Annotated in this window: 12 protein-coding genes; 5 read left to right on the top strand and 7 right to left on the bottom strand. The window is 65.2% G+C overall.

Features of this window, described 5'->3' with window-relative positions; all coding sequences use genetic code 11:
* Nucleotides 1-147: 147 nt before the first annotated feature.
* Nucleotides 148-489, bottom strand: coding sequence for a DUF732 domain-containing protein (locus MTY59_RS05340; RefSeq protein WP_221044756.1), 342 nt, complete (start codon nucleotides 487-489; stop codon nucleotides 148-150).
* A 384-nt stretch (nucleotides 490-873) separates the two neighbouring features.
* On the opposite strand from MTY59_RS05340, the gene MTY59_RS05335 reads away from it, so the two are divergent.
* Nucleotides 874-1,413, top strand: coding sequence for a hypothetical protein (locus tag MTY59_RS05335; RefSeq protein ID WP_221046264.1), 540 nt, complete (start codon nucleotides 874-876; stop codon nucleotides 1,411-1,413).
* A gap of 212 nt (nucleotides 1,414-1,625) precedes the next feature.
* Here MTY59_RS05335 and MTY59_RS05330 read toward each other — a convergent pair whose 3' ends face one another.
* Entirely contained in the window at nucleotides 1,626-2,441 is an 816-nt protein-coding gene (locus MTY59_RS05330) for a L,D-transpeptidase (protein WP_221044755.1), read from the bottom strand.
* A 339-nt stretch (nucleotides 2,442-2,780) separates the two neighbouring features.
* On the opposite strand from MTY59_RS05330, the gene MTY59_RS05325 reads away from it, so the two are divergent.
* Complete coding sequence (locus MTY59_RS05325; protein ID WP_221044754.1) at nucleotides 2,781-5,405, top strand: ATP-binding cassette domain-containing protein; 2,625 nt, start codon at nucleotides 2,781-2,783, stop codon at nucleotides 5,403-5,405.
* Between the two features lie 4 nt (nucleotides 5,406-5,409).
* Here the strand turns inward: MTY59_RS05325 and MTY59_RS05320 are convergent, their stop codons facing one another.
* The 3 genes from MTY59_RS05320 to MTY59_RS05310 all read right to left on the bottom strand — a co-directional run bounded on the left by MTY59_RS05320 (nucleotide 5,410) and on the right by MTY59_RS05310 (nucleotide 10,862).
* Nucleotides 5,410-8,595, bottom strand: a complete 3,186-nt coding sequence (locus MTY59_RS05320) for a serine/threonine-protein kinase (protein WP_221044753.1) — start codon at nucleotides 8,593-8,595, stop codon at nucleotides 5,410-5,412.
* Nucleotides 8,596-8,741: 146 nt separating this feature from the next.
* Entirely contained in the window at nucleotides 8,742-9,545 is an 804-nt protein-coding gene (locus tag MTY59_RS05315) for a mycofactocin-coupled SDR family oxidoreductase (RefSeq protein ID WP_221044752.1), read from the bottom strand.
* Nucleotides 9,546-10,388: 843 nt separating this feature from the next.
* A complete protein-coding gene (locus tag MTY59_RS05310; RefSeq protein ID WP_221044751.1) occupies nucleotides 10,389-10,862 on the bottom strand; it encodes a hypothetical protein in 474 nt (157 codons plus the stop codon).
* 326 nt (nucleotides 10,863-11,188) lie between these two features.
* Here MTY59_RS05310 and MTY59_RS05305 point away from each other — a divergent pair, with 326 nt between their 5' ends.
* From MTY59_RS05305 to MTY59_RS05295, 3 genes are read left to right on the top strand one after another with little or no spacing between them, the layout of a single operon-like run.
* The gene (locus MTY59_RS05305; protein ID WP_221044750.1) at nucleotides 11,189-11,749 is read left to right on the top strand and encodes a hypothetical protein; all 561 of its coding nucleotides are present in this window, start codon (nucleotides 11,189-11,191) and stop codon (nucleotides 11,747-11,749) included.
* Between the two features lie 12 nt (nucleotides 11,750-11,761).
* On the top strand, nucleotides 11,762-13,078 hold the full coding sequence (locus MTY59_RS05300) for a Dyp-type peroxidase (protein WP_221044749.1): 1,317 nt from the start codon (nucleotides 11,762-11,764) through the stop codon (nucleotides 13,076-13,078).
* 16 nt (nucleotides 13,079-13,094) lie between these two features.
* Nucleotides 13,095-14,111: a hypothetical protein gene (locus MTY59_RS05295; protein WP_221044748.1), complete on the top strand. Its 1,017-nt coding sequence runs from the start codon at nucleotides 13,095-13,097 to the stop codon at nucleotides 14,109-14,111.
* Nucleotides 14,112-14,415: 304 nt separating this feature from the next.
* Here MTY59_RS05295 and MTY59_RS05290 read toward each other — a convergent pair whose 3' ends face one another.
* Complete coding sequence (locus MTY59_RS05290) at nucleotides 14,416-15,867, bottom strand: FAD-dependent oxidoreductase (protein ID WP_347881610.1); 1,452 nt, start codon at nucleotides 15,865-15,867, stop codon at nucleotides 14,416-14,418.
* Nucleotides 15,864-19,022 (bottom strand): ATP-binding protein, encoded by a 3,159-nt coding sequence (locus tag MTY59_RS05285; RefSeq protein WP_347881620.1) that lies wholly within the window; start codon nucleotides 19,020-19,022, stop codon nucleotides 15,864-15,866. Before MTY59_RS05285 ends, MTY59_RS05290 begins: the two co-directional genes overlap by 4 nt.
* Nucleotides 19,023-19,276: the final 254 nt, after the last annotated feature.

The following is a 19,276-nucleotide window of genomic DNA, read 5'->3' as shown; positions in this document are numbered from 1 at the left end:
TTACACAAAAGTGCGACGACCCGCTGCGCAAACAATTCCGGGGAGTGAATAGTCGGCAAAGAACGGTGGCCGGACACGCCACGACCTGCGGCCCCGTACGGAGCCGACCGCGAGGGCGCTGTGAACCGGCGAAGTACGAAAGGTCGGTCAGGCGCCGGGGCAGAGATCACGCTCGGCGAAGCCGACGATGTCGTCGGCCTGCTGGGGAGTGAGCCCACCCGCCCCCTGTCGCTCGTCGGAGCGTTGCAGGGCCAAGCCCTCGAGCTGGGATTCGGGAGCGCCCCACGACAGTTGCTGGCAGACGTTCAGACCGGCCTGAAGCAGCGCGGCGTCACCGCCGGTGACGGCGTGAATCCCGTTTCTGTGCATGTCGTTGAGGAATCCGGCCGCGTCGGCCTGCGCTGGGCCCGCCCAGACGAGGCCGGCGAGAAGTGGGCCGCCGAGCAGGGCAGAAGCGATGAACCCGGTGGTGAGACGACGTGGTGACATAGCCCCTTCTTCGCTTGGCGTCAACAGTTCTAATCTCGATGTTAACCTCCGCGTAACCTTTTAAGCAGTAACTGTTCACCAACAGTTTCCTGTGAACGACCTGCGGAAAAATAAAGTCCGTGAGATTGAAAGTCGGTTTCGGCACCCTGGACCTCGATCCGTAGAGGTGTTTTGCAGCGCTAATGGCGGTGACCCCGCGGTCTGCCGGTGGTGTTCTGATTTGTGACACCGTTGTGACGTCACCATTTGGAAACGGTGCGGTGCGGCGTGGCGAGTGTCGCGCGTCGCCTGCTGACAATTGGCGCGGTCGTGCAAGCGGCCTCGGTACGGCTAGGCGGACCTGCTGCACCAAACGGGAAATAGCTGAGCGTGAATGAAGGAGAGTTGGCGCTGATGGCGATCGTCGATCGGTTCAACATCAAAGTAGTTGCCGGCGCTGGGTTGTGCGGAGCTGCTATCGCGTTGAGCCCCCATGCGGCGGCCGCCCCGCTGATTACGGGCGGCCACGCGTGCATCGAGGGGCAGTCGGGCGAGGTGGCGCCCGCCGCGGGCGGGCCGGGTGCAGCTGCCGGCACGGTTGCCGCGGGTGCGCCGGCCGCCGGCGGCATGTGCGCGGCGCCCATGACCGATATGTCCGGTGTGCCGATGGCTGTGCCGGGGCCGCTGCCGATCGGTGCGCCGCTGCCGATCGTGCCGCCGTTGCCCCTCGCGCCGCCGGTGCCCATTGTTCCTCCGGTGCCGGTGGTTCCGGCCGGCGCGCCGCTGATCGCGCTCGGCGGGCCGGCGGCTGCCGCTGCGCCCCTAGAGGCGGCCGCGCCGATCATCGACATGTCCGGCGTGAAGGACACGCCGACCGGTCCGGCACCCACCGGTGGGCCGGTGGACGGTCAGCCGGTTCGCCCCGGACCCTCGGGCGCGAGCTGAGGCCGAATCGGTCTGCAGTGAACGGGCCGGGCCCGCTGGTTCATCACCAGCGGGCCCGTTCCGTTTGTTGACCATCGACGTGGGTCACCCCCTCGGCGTTCCGCGCGTGAACCCATAACCACCTCAGCGGCGCTGAGAGACCCACGCCGTCAAGACAATTGAAGCTCCGCACCCGGCTTGCGCCTGGGTGCGGAGCTTCGTGAAACGCGGGACTATTCCTGGACGATCACCGGGTCGCCGACGTGGACGTGGTTGTAGTACCACTCGGCGTCGTCGGGGCTCAGGCTGATGCAGCCGTGGCTGACGTTCTCCAGCCCCAGGGAGGGGACGGCCCACGGAGCCGAATGCACGAACAGTCCGCGGCTGGTGATACGGACGGCGTAATTGACCGTCAGCAGGTAACCGTTGGGGTCGTCGACCGGGATGCCGACGCTGCTCGAATCCATCGTCACCGCTTCCTCTTTGGACAGCACGGTGTACGAGCCCACGGGTGTCGGGTATTCCGGCCTACCCATCGACGCGGGCATCACGCCCTGCTCGCCGAAGTGCGGCCGATGGTGCGGCGCCGGTAGTGAGGTCGGCGGTCCCGCTTCCGCGCCGTCGATGCTGACGGTGAAGGTGTGTTCGGAGACGCTGGCCACGCCGATCACGGCAGGACCCGTTTTGATCTCCGCGGCCGCGCCGCCCACCGTCAACGCAATCGTGCTGTGCGCCGGCCAGTATCGGTCCGGAACCCACTGGACAACCTTGTTGTCGAGCCATTCGAACTTGCCAGTCATCGCGGGCGTCGATTTGACGTCAACGGCACGCTCGGCCGCCCGACGGTTGGCTGAGTTAGTAACGGGCGCAGTGAATTTCACCTGGATGGGGTGCGCCACCCCGACCACCTCGTCGCGGCCCGGCGAAATCGACGCTATCGCGAATCCATGCGACTGGTTCGCCGCCGCCAGGCTCACGCCGGCCGGCGTCACGACGACACTCGCAGCGGCTCCAATCACCGCAAGAACACACCGAACACCCGTCCGCATGGCCCCAATTCCTTTTAACTGACATGGTTGTAATACGGATGATAAATGTGCGCTGACCTGCGGAAGCGTAAGGGCGCGTGGATATTTGGCCACGCGACGGTCACAATTCGGCTACAGCGGGTTTAGTCCGGCGGCGCCGTGACCAGGCGCATAGGAGCCCGGGTGAATGCGCCAGTGTGACGGGCCGACTGAAGTAAATCGCGACCGTGTTGTGACCGGGCCGTGACACGCGCCGACCTCGAACCCTCCTGGGCGTGTCCCAGCAAATGCGCCCGAGGGCGGCGGACCAATATGGTGAAACCGCTGGAGTTTGCTGACGGTGGGTCGAATACTGAGTGGATGAGCAGGCCCGCATCACCCGTGCTGACGGTTCAATCCAACTGGTCACGGCGCAGTTTTGCCGCTGGCAACGATGTCGTGGTCGGCAGTGATCTGCGTGCCGACATGCGCGTAGCCCATCCGCTCGTCTCCCGCTCGCACCTGCTGCTGCGTTTCGACCGGGGCAAATGGCTGGCGATCGACAACGGATCGCCGACGGGGATGTTCGTCAATGGTGGCCGGGTTTCCGTCGTCGACATCCGCGACGGCCAGAGCATCAACGTGGGCAGCCCCGACGGGCCGCGGCTGAGCTTCCTGATCGGACGTGACGACAGGGCGGTGGGCCAGCTACCGCCGACGGTCGAGGGGATGCAGGCCATCGCCCGCCCCGCCGCCCCGCGGCCGTCTGGTCCGGAGCACCCACGGCAGGACAACGGCTCGCCGCCCCGCATCGCGCGCCCGCAACCCCCGCCGCGGCGCTACACGCATGCCGACCCGCCGCCAGCGCAACCACAGCCGGCCGGCGGCCCGCGCCGGACCGTCGGCTATCCGAGCCCACCGCCTCCGCCCCGCCGTCCCCAATCGGCACCGCCGCCCGAAGGGCCCGCCTGGTCGGCGCCAAAGGGCCAGCCGCTGACCGAGATCGGCGCCGAAGCACTCGAAGCCGCGCAGTTCGACAGCACCAACCTGCGGCGCGCGGTGCAGCGCTCTCGGTCGAAGCTCGCGGCGCCACCCACGGGAGCCGCCGTGATCGGTCGCGCCGAAGACAGCGACGTCGTGATCTCGGACGTCTTGGCGTCGCGCCAGCATGCCTACCTTGTTTCCGGCCCAGCCGGCATGGAGATCCACGACGCGCACAGCATCAACGGAACTTTCGTCAACGGCACGCGAGTCTTGTCGGCGCCGTTGACCGACGGCGACGTGGTCACGATCGGCAATGTCGACCTGGTATTCAACGGTGAAATGCTGCTTCGCCGTGCCGAAGCGGCAACCCGCACCGGCGGGCTGGAGGTGCGCGAGGTCGACTTCGAAATCGATAGCAAACGGCTGATCCAGAGGGTCTCGATGACCGCCAGACCCGGCACGCTGACCGCCCTGATCGGTGGGTCCGGCGCCGGGAAAAGCACGCTGTCCCGGCTGATCGCCGGGGCCACCTGCCCCACCTCCGGCTCAATCACCTTCGAGGGACACGACATTCACGCCAGCTTCGCATCGCTGCGTAGCCGGATCGGGATGGTGCCCCAGGACGACGTTGTGCATCGCCAGCTGACGGTGAGCCAGGCGCTGAGTTATGCCGCCGAGCTGCGGCTGCCGCCCGATACCAGCAAACAAGATCGCGCGCAGGTCGTCGCGCAGGTGATCGAGGAACTCGGGTTGACCAAACACGCCGATACCCGGGTGGACAAGCTGTCTGGTGGGCAGCGTAAGCGCGCGTCGGTGGCACTCGAGCTGCTCACCGGGCCGTCGCTGCTGATCCTCGACGAGCCGACCTCCGGTCTGGATCCGGCGCTGGACCTCCAGGTCATGACGATGCTGCGGCAGCTGGCCGACGCCGGTCGCGTGGTGCTGGTGGTGACGCACTCACTGAGCTACCTCGATCTCTGCGACCAGGTGCTGCTGATGGCGCCCGGCGGCAAGACGGCCTATTGCGGGCCGCCCGGTGAAATCGAAGCGACCATGGGAACGACCAACTGGGCCAAGATCTTTGGGATGGTGGGTGCGGACCCCGACGAAGCCAATCGCCGGTTCCTGGCCCAGCTCAAACCGCCGCCGGCCGGAGCCGAGGCCGACAAGCCGGCCGACCTGGGCGCTCCGGCACGCTCGAGCACGCTTCGCCAGTTCGCCACTATCGCGCGCCGCCAGATCCGGCTGATCGTGGCCGACCGCGCCTACTTCATCTTCCTCGCGCTGCTGCCGTTCGTGATGGGAGCGCTGTCACTGACCGTTCCGGGCTCGACGGGATTCCGTGTCGCCGATCCCGGCGGCGACGGCTCCGACGAACCCGGCTCGGTCTTGATGCTGCTCACCATGGCCGCCGTCTTCATGGGCACCGCGCTGACGATCCGCGACCTCATCGGCGAGCGCCCCATCTTCCGCCGGGAGCAGGCGGTCGGCCTGTCCACTAAGGCGTATCTGCTCGCGAAGATGGCCGTGTTCTTCGTCTTCGCCGTCATTCAGTCGGCGATCGCGACGACCATTACGATCCTGGGGAAGGGAGCCCCGACGCGGCCCGCACTGCTGCTCGGCAGCGCCACGCTCGAGCTGTACGTCGCCACCGCGGCGATGTGCGTCGCCGCGGCGATGGTCGGTCTGGTCCTGTCCTCCCTCGCCCGCTCCAACGAGCAGATCATGCCGCTGCTGGTGGTTTCCCTCATGCTCCAGTTGGTGCTCTGCGGCGGGATGGTCCCCGTCACCAATCGGGTTGGCCTGGACCAGATGTCGTGGGCGGTGCCCTCGCGGTGGGGCTATGCGGCCCAGGCCTCGACCGTCGACTTGTGGACGATCGAGCCCGGGCCCCTCGCCCCCAAGGACAGCCACTTCAAGCACACGGCGAAAACCTGGCTGTTCGATGTGGGCATGCTCGCGTTGTTGACGGTCGTGTACGCGGGATTCGTCGGGTGGCGCAGCCGGCTCAAGCGCCATTGATCCGCTAGATGAAGTCCAGGGCCTCGACCGTGGCGACAGGGCCTTCGTGGGTGGGACGGTTCGCGCCGCCGATGCAGTAGACGGTGTTACCCACCGCCGCGACCACCTCGGCGTGGCGCGGAGTGGGCATGGGACGCAACGTCGTCCACGTTCCGTCGCTGATGTCGTACATCTCGGCCACCCCCACCACCTGCGTCGGTTCCTCACCACCCACCGCCACGATTCGGCCATCGATAAAGGTCGCGCCGTAGCTGCCACGAGGGGTCGGCATGTCGACCAACTTCGTCCACGTCCCGGACTGCGGGTCGAACCGTTCGAAGGCCGCGGAATTCTTGTCGGCCGACAGGAATCTGCCGCCGACCGCGTACACGTACGTGCCGTCGGACACCGCGGCCAGATGCTCGCGCGGAGTGGGCATGTCGGCCGCGTCGTGCCACGCGTTGCCGTCGAAGACCTCGGTCTGCGGGACGAGCTGCTTGGCGTTCTGCCCGCCGACGACGACGAGTTTGTCACCGACCACCGCGGCCGCCAGCGCGGCGCGAGCGTGGGTGAGGTTGGGTAACTCCACCCACTTGCCGGCGCGCAACGCGAACACCTTCGTCGACGCCTGGGTGAGGTCGCTACTGGCGCCCCCGAGCACCACCACCTCGCCGCGATAGGTCGCCGCCGCGGCATGGTGCAGCGGGATCGGCAATGCGGGTTGCGGTTGCCAGGCGCCGGTGCGCGGGTCATAACTTTCGACCGTCTGTAGCGCGACTCCGTCGCGCAGGCCGCCCACCACCCAGATCTTGTCGTCGAGCACGGTCCACGCCGTCATCAGCCGCGCCGTCGGCGCGTCCGGTAGCGAACGCCACTGCGCGGCCGGTTGCATTCGGCGCGCCGGTAGTTGCAGCGCCTCCGCCGACGAGGTCGGCTGGCCGTCGCCGATATCACTCGACCCGCCGATCGAGTACACGGCCTGCCCTATCGCGTCGACCGCCATGCCATGCCGCGCTATCGACATGTCCGGCAGGCCCGCCCACGTGTTGGTCGTCAGATCGAGCACCGACACACTCTTGAGAACCTGTCCCCCCGACTGCCCCCCGACGGCGACCAGACGCCGGTCGGCCAATGCCACGCCGAGGTCGCCGCGCGGTTGGGGAAGGTCGGGCAATCGCGTCCAGCTTTTCGCGGCAGGGTCATACGCCTCGACCGTCGCCAGGTCCGCGGTCCCGTTGTTGCCGCCCACCGTGTACACCACCTTGCCGTCCGACGCGGCGGCCAGCATCTGCCGGGGGGTCGGTATCGGGGTGCCCAGGGTCCAGGAATTGCCGTCGAAGATCTCGACGGTGTTCAGCAGGGCGCCGTTCGAGTCGACGCCGCCCGCGACGATGATGCGCCCACCAACCGCCGCCGCCGCGGCCGCGGCGCGCGGCTGCAGCAGATGGGGCAGCTCGACCCAGTGGCTGTTGACCACGCGCCAAACCTGGTCGCTGGCAACCTTTTGCGGACCCGCCGCGCGCCAGCCCCCGAGCACGATCGGGTTCCCCTGCCACGTCACCGCCGTCGCGTGCTGCACCGGAACCGGGAGGTCGTCGCCGCTTTTCCAGCTGTCGATGATCGGGTCATAGCCCTCGTGGTTTGCGACGAGCGCGCGGTTGCTGCCCATTCCGCCGAAGATCCAGATCGTGCCGTCGGCCTGCGTGGTTGCCGCCGCCTGGCGCGCGATCCGGGCGTTGGTGATCGGCTGCCACCTCGAAATGGCCTGGGAAATTGGTTGATTCGCGGCGGCGCTGTGGTGCCTGTTGCCCTGCGTCAGCAGTACGTAGACACCGGTGCCCAGCACCAGCACGGCCACGACGATCGCCACCGCGATCAACGCTGCCGTGACGCGTTTGCGCTTCTTTCCCGACGGGCTGAACCAGGCCACCGCTCCGGCGGCCGGCCCGCGGCGCGCGGCCACCGGCGGGTCGGGCTGGCTCGACGGCGCGATCGAGTCGGTGACGCTGGTGTGCTCGGCGATCGCCTCGGTCGGTTCAGATGTGTTGGGGGCACCCGGGATTGTGCCGCGTCGGCCGGAGTTTCGTGAACCGGCGGCCTGGGGCGGCGGCGGCATCGTTCGGCGATCGTTCACCGGGCTGATCAGCGAGGTGGCGCTGTCCGAATCGGCACTGGGCGGGCCCGGCTTGGCGATCCTGGGCGGTCGGGGCGAGGGTGCGCCTATCTTGCCGCCGCGTCCGCCCGGCGACAGGGTTCGCGACTGCGACAAACCCGCCGAGGCGCCCACCGTACGCGCCGAACCGGCGCCGGCGGCGGTGATGGCCATAGCGTCCGCTTTCAAGCCGTTGCGGCGCTGACTCTCCTGCAACCCGCGACCGAAATCCGCCGCGGAGGCCGGCCTTTCAGTCGCGTCGGGCGCCATCGCCGTCTCGATCGCCGAGCACACCGCGTCCGGGATCCCGTTATGGCGCAAGTCGGGGACTCGCGTGCTGTTGATCCGCGTGTAGTGCGCCAGCAGGTCGTCGCTGCCACGGCGCTCGTACGCGGCGTTGCCGGCGATGAGCGCATAGATCGTGGCGCCGAGCGAATAGACGTCGCTGCCGACCGTCGCGGGATCACCCGTCATCACCTCCGGCGCCAGGTAATCGATTGTGCCGGAGAACAATCCGGCCGCCGTCTCGTACCCGCCGGGCACGTGGGCGGTCCCGAAGTCGGTCAGTTGCGGTTCGCCGTAGTCATTGACGAGGACGTTCGCGGGCTTGATATCGCGGTGCAGGGTACCGCCCAGGTGGGCGGTTTCCAGTGCCCCGCACAACTTCACGCCGATCCGCACGGCTTCCGGCCAGGCGATCGGGCCCTCTCGCTGCACGCGCAGCCCCAGCGAACCCGCGGGGCAGTACGACATGACGATGTACGGGCGGCCCCCCGCGGTCAGGCCGACCCGCAGGATATTGACGATGTTCGGATGCCCCGAGAGTCCGCCCATCGCGTAGCCCTCGCGGAGAAAGCGTTCCCGGCCCGCGTCGTCGATGAACGGCGGTAGCACCTTGATCGCCACGTTCCGGCCCAAGGCGGTCTCGCGACAGCAGTAGACCACCCCGGCGGCGCCTCGCGCGATCTGGCGCGCGTTGTCGAAGCCGGCAGCGGCTAACTCCGCCACGATCTCGCTCGGTCCCGGCGGCGCGCCCCGAGCCTTGGGTCTTTCAGCCATTATCTGGCCCCAACTTCCCAGGCGACGTATTAATCGGGTCAAGCGTAGCGAACATCCACCCGCCGTCAGTACGGTTCAGGCGACGAGCATTGGACGGCGCGACCCGACGCCTGCCGAACCCGCGCGGGCGCGTTCTCAGCCGTTCGTCAGTGGATGCGAGCGCTGCCGCCGAGGCCGATCTCGAGCACGCTTCCGGTGATCACCCCGGGGTCGGTGACCAGGTACAGCACCCCGCGGCTGACGTCCTCGGGTTGCAGCCATGGCTGGGGTATCGGGTTGGCCTTCGTCATCCGGCGCACCAGGTCGTCGGGGACGTCGTCGCTTCCGGTGGGCTGCACCATCGGTGTCTGGGTGGTGGTCGGGCAGACGACGTTGATCGTGATGCCCTCCTTCGCGACCTCCAGGGCGGCGGACTTCGCCAGGCCGATGACACCCCACTTGGTGGCGTTGTACGCGGCCAGCTCGGGGATGCCCATGCGGCCGCCCATCGAGGAGGTCACCACGATCCTGCCGAACCGCTGCTGCCGCATCACCGGTATGGCGGCCCGCAGGACGTGAAACGCCCCGGTCAGGTTCGTGTCGATCAGCTGCTGCCACACCACGTCGCTGACGTCTTCCAGTAGCCCGGTGCTGACGATTCCGGCGTTGGCCACCACGATGTCGAGGCTGCCCATGTCGGCGACCGTCTGCTTGATCGCGGCGCCGACGGCGGCCGAATCGCGCACGTCCAGGGTGAGCGGTAGGCAACGCCGGCCCAGCTCTTCGACCAGCTTGGTCGTTTCGCGTAAGTCGTCCTCGGTGCCCAGCGGATAGGTCAGATCCGTCATCGGAGCGGGGGCGTCGGCGACGACGATGTCGGCACCATCGCCCGCCAGCGCCAGCGCGTGCGCGCGGCCCTGCCCTCGAGCTCCGCCGGTGATAAAGGCCACGCGTCCATCCAAGGCACCCATGGGGGTAAAGCTACCAGCGGATAACTTGTTTGCAGGCGGCCGGGTGATGCAGTGAAATCGATTGCTGTGGGCGAGGTTTCGGCATCGTGCGAACCTGTGTCGTGGAGCCCGATGACGGGAATCGAACAGCGTATTCAGCTTGGGAAGTCGTTTTGGCGCGTCCAGCGCTAATTTCGGTTGTCCATCCAATCGGGTGACCTGCGGATAAGCGTCCATGCGTGTCCGGGATTGTGGGCGGCCCTCGCCACTAGTTGTGACAGCGTTGTGACACCATCGGAGGGTCGATGTGCGTCCGCCTACTGGATCGGCAGGCCGATTACGTCATGACAAACAGGACGCCGCTCTCGCTCATGCCTTGGCGATGACCAGGCGAAGGTGGCGAAAATCGGTGGCTCCAGAGCTATAAGTGCGCGGCGGCTATCAATGACGCCAGCGGGATTACGTGCAGGTTTGCGTGCCAATGAATCCTCGGGCCGATCCGCCAGGTGAGGTGGTGAAGCGGATGGCAGGCCTCCCGAGATAGGTCGTGTCAGCTGCCATATCAGTGGAGTTTGGTGCGCTGGCAGGGAATGAGACGATCATTTCGCTGTAGAACATCATGTCCGTTGGGCATCCAGAATTGTAGGCCGCCGGTCGCGGCTCAAAGGCCGAACGTGGACGGCATATTGCTCACGGTGGCCGTCTGCATAGTGTCGTTGCCCGATGACAAGCCATGACTATCTCGACATCATGGATTGGGTATTCCCGGTGTTAACGCTCCCGGAATGCCTGGGGTGATTTGCAACGGTGCGGATGGCCCTGGTGCGGGCGGTGGTCCCGGTATTTCCGGTGCTTCCCTTGGTTTCACGGTTGCGGTGGCGCTGAAGGTCGGCCTTCCCGACGAATCAAGTTCACCACGCCGGTATGGAGACCGCGGAGCGCATACGCGGCCGCCCACACCGAAACCACAATGAGAACAACGAACATCGGTAGCCAGTTGCTCTTGTGATGATCGGTGCTCCACCAGACCCCGGTGAACAGAATTGCGCAGATGAGTAGCAGTACGTCGCGCAAGCTGCCTCGGTAGGTGCCGGCTGCTCTGCGAAGCGACCGGTATCGGTTGGTGGCCGCGATAAGGTCGTCGATACGGGTATCGATGCTGCGTTGGAGTTCGGTTCGTCGCTCCAGCTGTTCCGGTGGTAAGTCCTTCAGCAGTTCAATGTCCTGCTTGATCGCGCGGCGAACATCCGGACCCTTCAAATATCCCGCCGCAGCACCGAGCGCCATCCCACCGGCAATCGGTGCCAGCCCAAGGGCGAGGTCGGACACTCCTGGCATGCCTTCACCTCCTCCATTACTCAATACAGGCCGCCGCGGTCCCCGCGCGGAAGCACATCACAGCGTGCCGGTTATTGGACCAGCGCCGAGTGCGCCTAACACCGCCCGGGGCCGAATGGGCTGAGAGTGACATAGCCGGCTCCATCCGGTGATCAAGCCTGGGCGGGCCGATGATGATTCGTTGCCAGGTCCAGCTAAGCAGAGTGATACCGCTTCATGCATGACAGCGGACGGATTCCGCGAATTTCAACGCACCGGAACCGGTTCCGGTGGTCAAGGTTGCGGCGTAGCGTCGCCTTCACCAGACCAGCGAATGGAGAACCACGATGCCGGCGACCGATCAAGACTGGACCAAACCGGCCGCGATCGCCATCCCTAAGGAGGGCTATTTCGAACTCGAGCGTGGTCGCTACGGGCCGGTCTATCCCCGCACCCCAGCGTGCTACGGCTTCTCGATCATCGCCAAAGTCAAGGCAGGCCGGGAAGAGGCCGTGCGTGCGTATGGCAAGCAGATTGAAGAGGCGATCAAGGCCAGTCCCGACGTGCTCGCGCCGCTGCGACTGCATTACCTGCGCTGGGTGCTTTTCGATGTCGGGTCGGGGCTGCACTTCCAGTACCAGGGCATCTTCGACACCGACTTCGACAAGTACACCGAGGATGCGGTGCAACTGTTCAGTCAGACCGATATCACGACAGTGTTCACGAACTTGGAGGGCTTTCCTGAAGACTGGAAGGAAAACCCGGAGGCGTTCATCAAGTTCGTCCGAGAGCACCAGGTCCCGAGCTTCTTGGAGTACGGGGAGTATCCGTATGTCACAGCCGACGAAATCAAAAAGGCACTACGGCTCAAGGCTGCATTCCAAACCATGCTTGACCAAATGCAGTGAGACACAGGGCGAATGCTTGAACTTGACGACATCCAGCACATCCTGCTGACCCGCACCCCGGCGATGACCGGGCGCTATGGGTTTTTGTCGTTTGACGAACCAGCCGGTGGCCGGGCATGGCTTTCTGAACTGGTCGAGGTTGTTGAGTCCGCCGCATCGGTGACAGAAACGATGGACAGCACCAAGCGGTGGGTCACGCTGGGGTTCACCTGGAACGGCCTTCGGGCGCTCGGTGTGCCCGAGGATTCGCTCACAAGTTTTCCCGAGGAGTTCCGTCAAGGCATGGCCGCCAGGGCCGACATTCTCGGTGACACCGGGCGCAACCACCCCGACAACTGGGTGGGCGGATTGGCTGGTGAGGATCTGCACGCGATTGCAATCCTGTTTGCGCGAGACGACAGCGAGCATGCCCGCGCCACCACAGCTCACGACGACCTGGTGACCCGGTGTGCGGGCGTGCGCAGGTTGTCGTATCTGGATTTGAACGCGACACCTCCGTTCAACTACGCCCATGACCATTTCGGTTTTCGAGATCGACTGTCACAACCGGTGATCGAGGGATCGGGTGAGGTTCCCACGCCCGGATCCGGTGCGCCGCTGAAGGCCGGTGAGTTCATCCTCGGCTATCCGGATGAGGTCGGCCCGGTGGCCACTTTGCCGCAGCCAGCTGTGCTCTCACGTAATGGGACCTTTGCCGCGTATCGACGGCTGCACGAGCATGTGGCGTTGTTTCGTGACTACATCCGTTCCAACTCCGCTACGCCAGATGAAGAGGAGTTGTTGGCCGCGAAGTTCATGGGCCGTTGGCGCAGCGGCGCACCGTTAGTCCTCGCACCCAACCGGGACGACCCTGAGTTGGGCGCTGATCCGATGCGGAACAACGATTTCAACTATAAGGAGATGGATCCTCACGGATATGCCTGTCCCTTGGGCGCTCACGCCAGACGACTCAATCCGCGAGACACCGCGCATAACATGAATCGGCATCGAATGATTCGCAGGGGAGCCACTTATGGGCCGGCGCTACCCGAGGGCGCACCCGACGACGGTGCGGATCGTGGCATCGCCGCGTTCATCATCTGCGCCAGTTTGATCCGGCAGTTCGAATTCGCTCAGAACGTGTGGATCAACGACCGTACGTTTCACGAGCTGGGCAATGAACACGATCCGATCTGCGGAAGGCAGGATGGCACAATGGATTTCAAGGTACCGAAGCGGCCAATCCGCCGAACTCTGAAGGGACTGCCGGCATTAACCACCCTCTCGGGCGGGGCATACTTCTTCCTGCCAGGCATCAACGCCATGCGTTATCTCGCGAATCTCGGCTGAGTACCAAGGAACGATCATGAGCACCCTGCCCGCCGCCGCTCGCACCTACAACCAAACTCACATCCCCCGCCCGCACACAGGCGGGCGACGAATCAGCATCTACTGGACCTGGAGCTATCCATGGGAATCCCAACGCGATGCCGAAGCATTGGACAACCGTTTCTCCACGATGACCGAAGTCCGCAGGGCGGCATGGCCAGTATATGAGGCACCGGAATGGAATGAGGCTAACTTCCTGCAAGGCATCGCCGGGACCTTGGAGCTTTTTCACCGCTCCACCCTGGCCTTCCAGGAATTGGCAGGTGAAGTGACGGGCCATCCGGTCGCAGTGTTCCAACGCATCGACCAGGCTGGCTACAAGCTGTTGATCGACGAACGAATATTGGACGACACCGACACGCTGATGGTCTTCGGACTTGACCATTTGGTAGGCGAAGAAGTAGCAGAGACCGAAGAAGTAACAGCCATTCGCGAGTGGCTGAAACGAGAAGGAACATGCCTGCTGTTAGCTCCACATCACGACGTTGGATTCACCGACGACATGGCCCAGCGGCAGGTCGAGTTCCTGCACCACGGCGATCCGCTGGTGCCACGACAACAGCGGTTCACTGCGTACACACGTTCACTTATGAAGGCGCTCGACGTTCCCGTTCACAACACATGGGGGCTGCGCCCGGCAGTTGGGGAAGCGACGAACGAGATCGCACCACTCACTGGCTTCCGTGATCTCGACACACCGGGGCTGCTCAACAACGTCACGACCTTCAACTTTCACCCGCATCTGCCGCACTACGAGCTCACCGCTTCCGAGGGCGATAGCCTCCGCGTTCTCGGTAGGCAACGCGTCGACCCGACGCGGCCTCACCCATTCACCGAGGCGGGCAACACCGAGTTCAATGCGCTGATTTGGATGCCGCCGTCCGATACGCGGGCTGGCGACATCGTGCTCGTTGACTCCACGAACTTCACGACACTATTCGGCGGCACGGACAGCCTGAAAAACTTCTGGCACAACCTTGCGACGATGAATTGAACGATCCAATGCAGGCGGTGCGCCGATACGTTGATGCGTTCAACACCGGTAACTCGGCCGCGATGGCCGCGAGCTGTGCTGACCCGATGCAGATTCTCGACGGAATGTCGCCCACGTCTGGCAAGGGTCCTCAGCCGCCGACGACTGGTGGAAGGAGGTGCTTACCTAGAGTGACCGCACGGGCGCTTCGGGCTACCGCATCACACCGGGGAGCCACGTGGCGATCGATGGGCACGGTCGACGATGACACGCACGGTGTCGTAACGGGCCTGCTAGGCCGTGAACCTTCAGTTCGGTTTGCCGATTACCTCGACGCGTTGTCAGGTCGCGCCTCACGACTATTGCGTCGGGCGGCAACTTCGGCTTGCCGAGGTTGCCCGCCGCCTCGTCGTCGGCGCAGGTTTACGACAGCGACCCGGTAAACAAATGCGGGGTGGAGGAGGCGAATCGGGGAATCGATGAGGCCGTTGACCCTGAAGAATCGTACGGCGACAACGGGGTCGGACTCACAGGCGGTGAGCGCCCAGTCCACCAGCCGGGTGATAACGCGCATCGACCTCGACCGTCGCCCCGTCACCCCCGGGAAGGTCAGGTCAGAGCCCGCTACCATCCGCCAGGCCACGCCGATAGGTTTCGCACAGGAGCGGAAGTATCGCCGGGGCAGGTCCGTGCCGCCCCAACGTAGACAGTCCCGCAGTGCGGCAGCCTCCAGCGCGGCCACGGTCATTCCTTGCCCGTAGATGGGGTTGAAGCTGCAGATCGCGTCGCCGCAGACCAGCAGACCGTCGGGGAGTCGGGGCATTTTGTCGTAGCGTCGCCACTGGCTGGACGGCACGCGGTGATGTGCCACCTCGCCGATTGGTTCGGCGGCCTGCACCGCCGCAATCAGGTGGGCGGGGCAGTAGTCCTGGGCGAATGACAGCATGCCGGCCAGGTCGCGCGGCGGCTCGTGCCCCACCATGCCAAAGACCGTGAACATCCAGGTGTCGTTCTCATAGCCGGTGAGAAACATCCCGGTTGGCCGGCCCGGTGCGGGGCTGATGTCGACCAGCATCTCCTTCAGCGTGCCCCGGGGGATCCGCAGCAGTTGGCTTACGTAGGTCGTGTGCATGACGATGTGGTCCTCGACCGGTCGGCCGTACCCGAGGCTCTCCAGAAAAGCCGACGTGTGGGCACCCCGGCCGGTCGCGTTCATGACCACATCGGCCATCAACTCCCGTTCAGCACCGCTGTCGCGGTTGACCACCCGCACTGCGGTGACGCGGTTTCGATCCGCCGTCGACTTCAACTCGGCCGCGTCGTGGCCATCCAGAATCGTCACGTTCTTGATCGCCTGTAGGCGTTGCCGGACAAGGCATTCCAGGAGCGGTCTACTCGGCGTGTACACCGCCAGTGCCCTAGCCTCACGTGCAATCTTTCCCGACCGGAGCATCTCGTGGCCGCCGAAAGACAAGTGAAGCTTGGACAGCTCCCCGTCGTTCCAAACGGGAGCACCGCCTGCTACCAGCTCATTCAGAAATCCGGGGAAGAGCTCATCCAAGATCTGCGCACCGCGGGTCAGCAGAACATGAACATGCCGACCCTGGGGGACCCCTCGTCGGATCGCGGGGCCGTCCGGCAATACATCCCGTTCGACCACAGTGACGGTCACAAAGAAATCAGCCAGGACCCGCGCGGCAAGCAGGCCGGCCATGCTCGCCCCTAGAACGACCGCGCACTCACCAATTCTGGCATGGCGAACTCCTGAGTCGATCACGGGTTTGTGAAAGTCGTTGTAGATGAATGAATTTCGGAATTCAGCGGTTCGAAGCCGATGGCCGCTGCTTTGGCGCGATGGCATTCCATGAAGCTCCGGCAGCTGCTTTCGTCGCCGTGCGCAAGCGCGAGCAGCGCCCGCGAACGCAGCAGGGGGAGTTCGTGGAGCACGAAGCCGGGATCGGTTGGTACGGCGGCAAGTCGGTCGATCGCCGCCTGCGCTTCTTGATGGTCGCCAACAGCTCCGCGTCGCACCAGCAGTTCCACCAAAACGTGGGTGGCCCGTCCCCGCCATATCATGTCGCCGCTTTCGTACGCGCCATCCACGACTGCCCGCACCATGTCGATGGCACCATCGAGATCCCCTATGCGGGCCTTCTCCATCGCAAACTCAGGGGTGACGATCGCCAGCGCGCTCAGCGAAAACCGCTCCGCCATGGCCATATCGCGGGCTTGGGTGAACAGGTCAAGACCCGCCTCGCGTTGCGGGCCGTCGCGACTGACCAGAACGAGACCTCGGCTGAGTCGGCCCATTCCAAGAACGAAATCGTCGCTGGAGCTTTCGGCGATGCGTAGGGCCTCGGCGGTCTCGCGCATGGCGGTCTCATCGGGCGGAAGGGCCCCGAGTGGAATGGAGGCAACATATTTCCAGAGAAGGGCGAAAACGTAACTCGTCGGGTCCAGAGGGACAGCCATCGCGATTGAAGTGGCGGCGTCGTCTAGCCATCCTGGGATTCCCAGGCACATCTTGATGTGGCCCCGCATAGCGATCGCGGTGCTAAGCGGTGAACCGAAGATCAAGTTGCCCTTGGTAGGGTCGCCGTCGGCTAACTCAATGAGTCGATCCGACAATCGCAGTGCCTCGATCATCTCGCCCGCCTCGCATTTGGCGTAGATCGCTGCGAACAGCAGAGCCACGGTCAGCGTCGGGTCTCCGATCGATTCCAGCAGCGCGCTCTGCTCCGAGGCGACTTGGGCCGCCTCGCGGAAGCGGTTATGAAATGTCAACGCCATGATGAACCCGGTCATGCCGATCGCCAGCGACACTTTGTCGTCAGCCGCTGTGCACAGATCTCGCAGTTCGTCGAAACCGGTATCGGCGACGCTGCCACCGGTTCGCCAGAGGGTGCCGCACAGCAGGTTGCGGGGCGCGATCTGCAACGACGCCCGATCTGGGACGTCGGTCGGTAGCCGGTCGGCGACCTGACGAGCACGCTGCCAATTGGTGCGGGCTGCCCGGATGTCGCGGAAGGCCGACCAGGCGCCGGCGCGCATATGCCATTCGAAGGACGCACGCAAATCCCCTGCGGCCTCGAGGTTTTCGGCGATCAAGGCGGCGTTCTCGTCGGCCGTCGCAGGATCTTGCTGTTCGATCGCGCCGGCCAAGCGCCGGTGCAACTCAGTGCGCCCGGCCTTCAACTGCGACTCGTAGGCCACCGTTCGGATCAATGGGTGTCGAAACGTGTACTGGGCCCGCGGAGTGAACATCACCTGATCGATCAACTCGACCTGGAGCAGCTCGGCGATCGCCTCCTCTACTTCTATGTCGTCCAGTAAGGCGGCCACCAGCTCAGCCCTGAACCGGGCGCCGATTACAGCGGCGGCATACAGGAAGTGTTTGGCCGGCCTGCCGAGGCGGTCGACGCGGGCGGCGATGGTGGCCTGCACAGTGCCCGGCACACTGATGTCGGCGGCGTCGTCACGGCAGAGGTAGGCGCCGGGATCACCGTCGAGCACACCGCGTTGAGCCAGGTCACGCACCATCTCCTCCGCAAAGAACGGGTTCCCGGCGGCCCGCTCGGCGATCCGCGCGGCCAGGGCACGCACCGACGGATCGGTGCCCAGCAGCTCGGTGGTCAACGCTTCGGTTTGCGCCGAGTTCAGCGGGGCCAGGGAGATCGTCTGCGCGCCGGGTGTCCGAGACAAAGCGCCCCGGTATTCGGGGCGGTAGGTGATCAGCACCAGCGAATGACTTTGCGGCACAACCGTGACGAACTCAGCGAGCATGGCCTCGCTGACCTCGTCGATCCAGTGCGCGTCCTCGATCACATATTGCGCCGGTGCGGTCCGGTTCAGGGCGACGGCGTTCAGCAATGCTGCCAACCGGCGCCGACGGGCATCGGCGGTGATGGCGGGCGGCACGGCGTCCGGATCGCCGATTCCGAGCAGGTCGTCGAGCAGCAGCAGATCCTCGGGGTTGGCGTCGGGGATGCGGGCCCGAATCTGCGTCCGGCCCGCCTGCTCGTCGAGGTCACTGACGCCGAACACGGTGCGCAGCAGTCGAGCTATCAAATGGAATGGGACTGCGCGGGCATGGGATTCGCAGCCGACGGTGAACACCTCCACCCCGCGGCCGGCAGCGAGCGTCACCGACTCGCGCGTGATGCGGCTCTTGCCGATACCGGGCGGCCCGACCACCCCGACCACACACCCCGCACCGTTGATCGCCTGATCCAGAATGCCGGAGACGCTGTTCATCTCCCAGGTGCGCCCGACGAGGGTCGGCTCGCGTCGGCCGACCCCCACCCGCTCAACTGCGGCGGCCAGCAGCCGACGCGCGGGTAGCGGTTTCTCGGCGCCCTTGACATCTACCCACTCGGGCGCCCCCAGCACGGTGGCGTGCTCGACCAGCCGCGCGGTGGACTCACTCAGCATCACCCCGCCGGGCGGGGCAACCGATTCCATCCGTTGTGCCAGCCCGACCTGCTCGCCGATCGCCGTGTAAGCCCTTGCGTCAGAGCCGATTTCGCCGGCAATCACTTGACCCGAGTTCAACCCGGCCCGCAGCCGCAGCACGACGCCGTCGCGGCGCTCTACTTCGTCTGCCAGCTTAGCGATTTGCTCTTGGATGTCCAAGGCTGCCAAACAGGCCCGAAAAGCGTGATCCTCCAAGGCGATCGGCGCACCGAACAGCGCCATGATGCCGTCGCCGGTGAACTTGTCGACAGTGCCACCATAGCGCCGAGTGATCGTTGCCGCGCAGCCGAAGACGTCAGCCATTATTTCGCGCAACCGCTCGGCGCCCAGCCGCGTGGCGATCGCTAGGGAGTTCACCACATCGGCGAACAACACCGTCACCTGCTTGAACTCCGGCTGCTCTCCCGCTTGTGGCCCAGGCGCCCCGCACGCGTGGCAGAACCGGGCGCCGGGACGCATTTCGGTGTCGCACGCTAGGCACACCGCGCCTGCTGGCCCCATCCGCCTCTCCCGCCGCTCATCAGTGGTGCGGACCGCACGATGCACCAATCGGAAAGCTCTCAGCCACAACAGACCGATTATCAACCCGTCGGTGCTGCCGAGGAAACCATCTGGAATACGCGATTTACCTGAGCGTCGCTCTCGATCAGCAGCTTCCGGGCGGCCGCCCTACGCTTTTCACCGAAACGAAATAGCGAATTGGCGATAATCGG

Source organism: Mycobacterium senriense (assembly GCF_019668465.1).
GTDB classification, from domain to species: Bacteria; Actinomycetota; Actinomycetes; order Mycobacteriales; family Mycobacteriaceae; genus Mycobacterium; species Mycobacterium senriense.
Note: the sequence above shows the minus strand (reverse complement) of the source record. Positions and strands in the feature narration are given on the sequence as shown.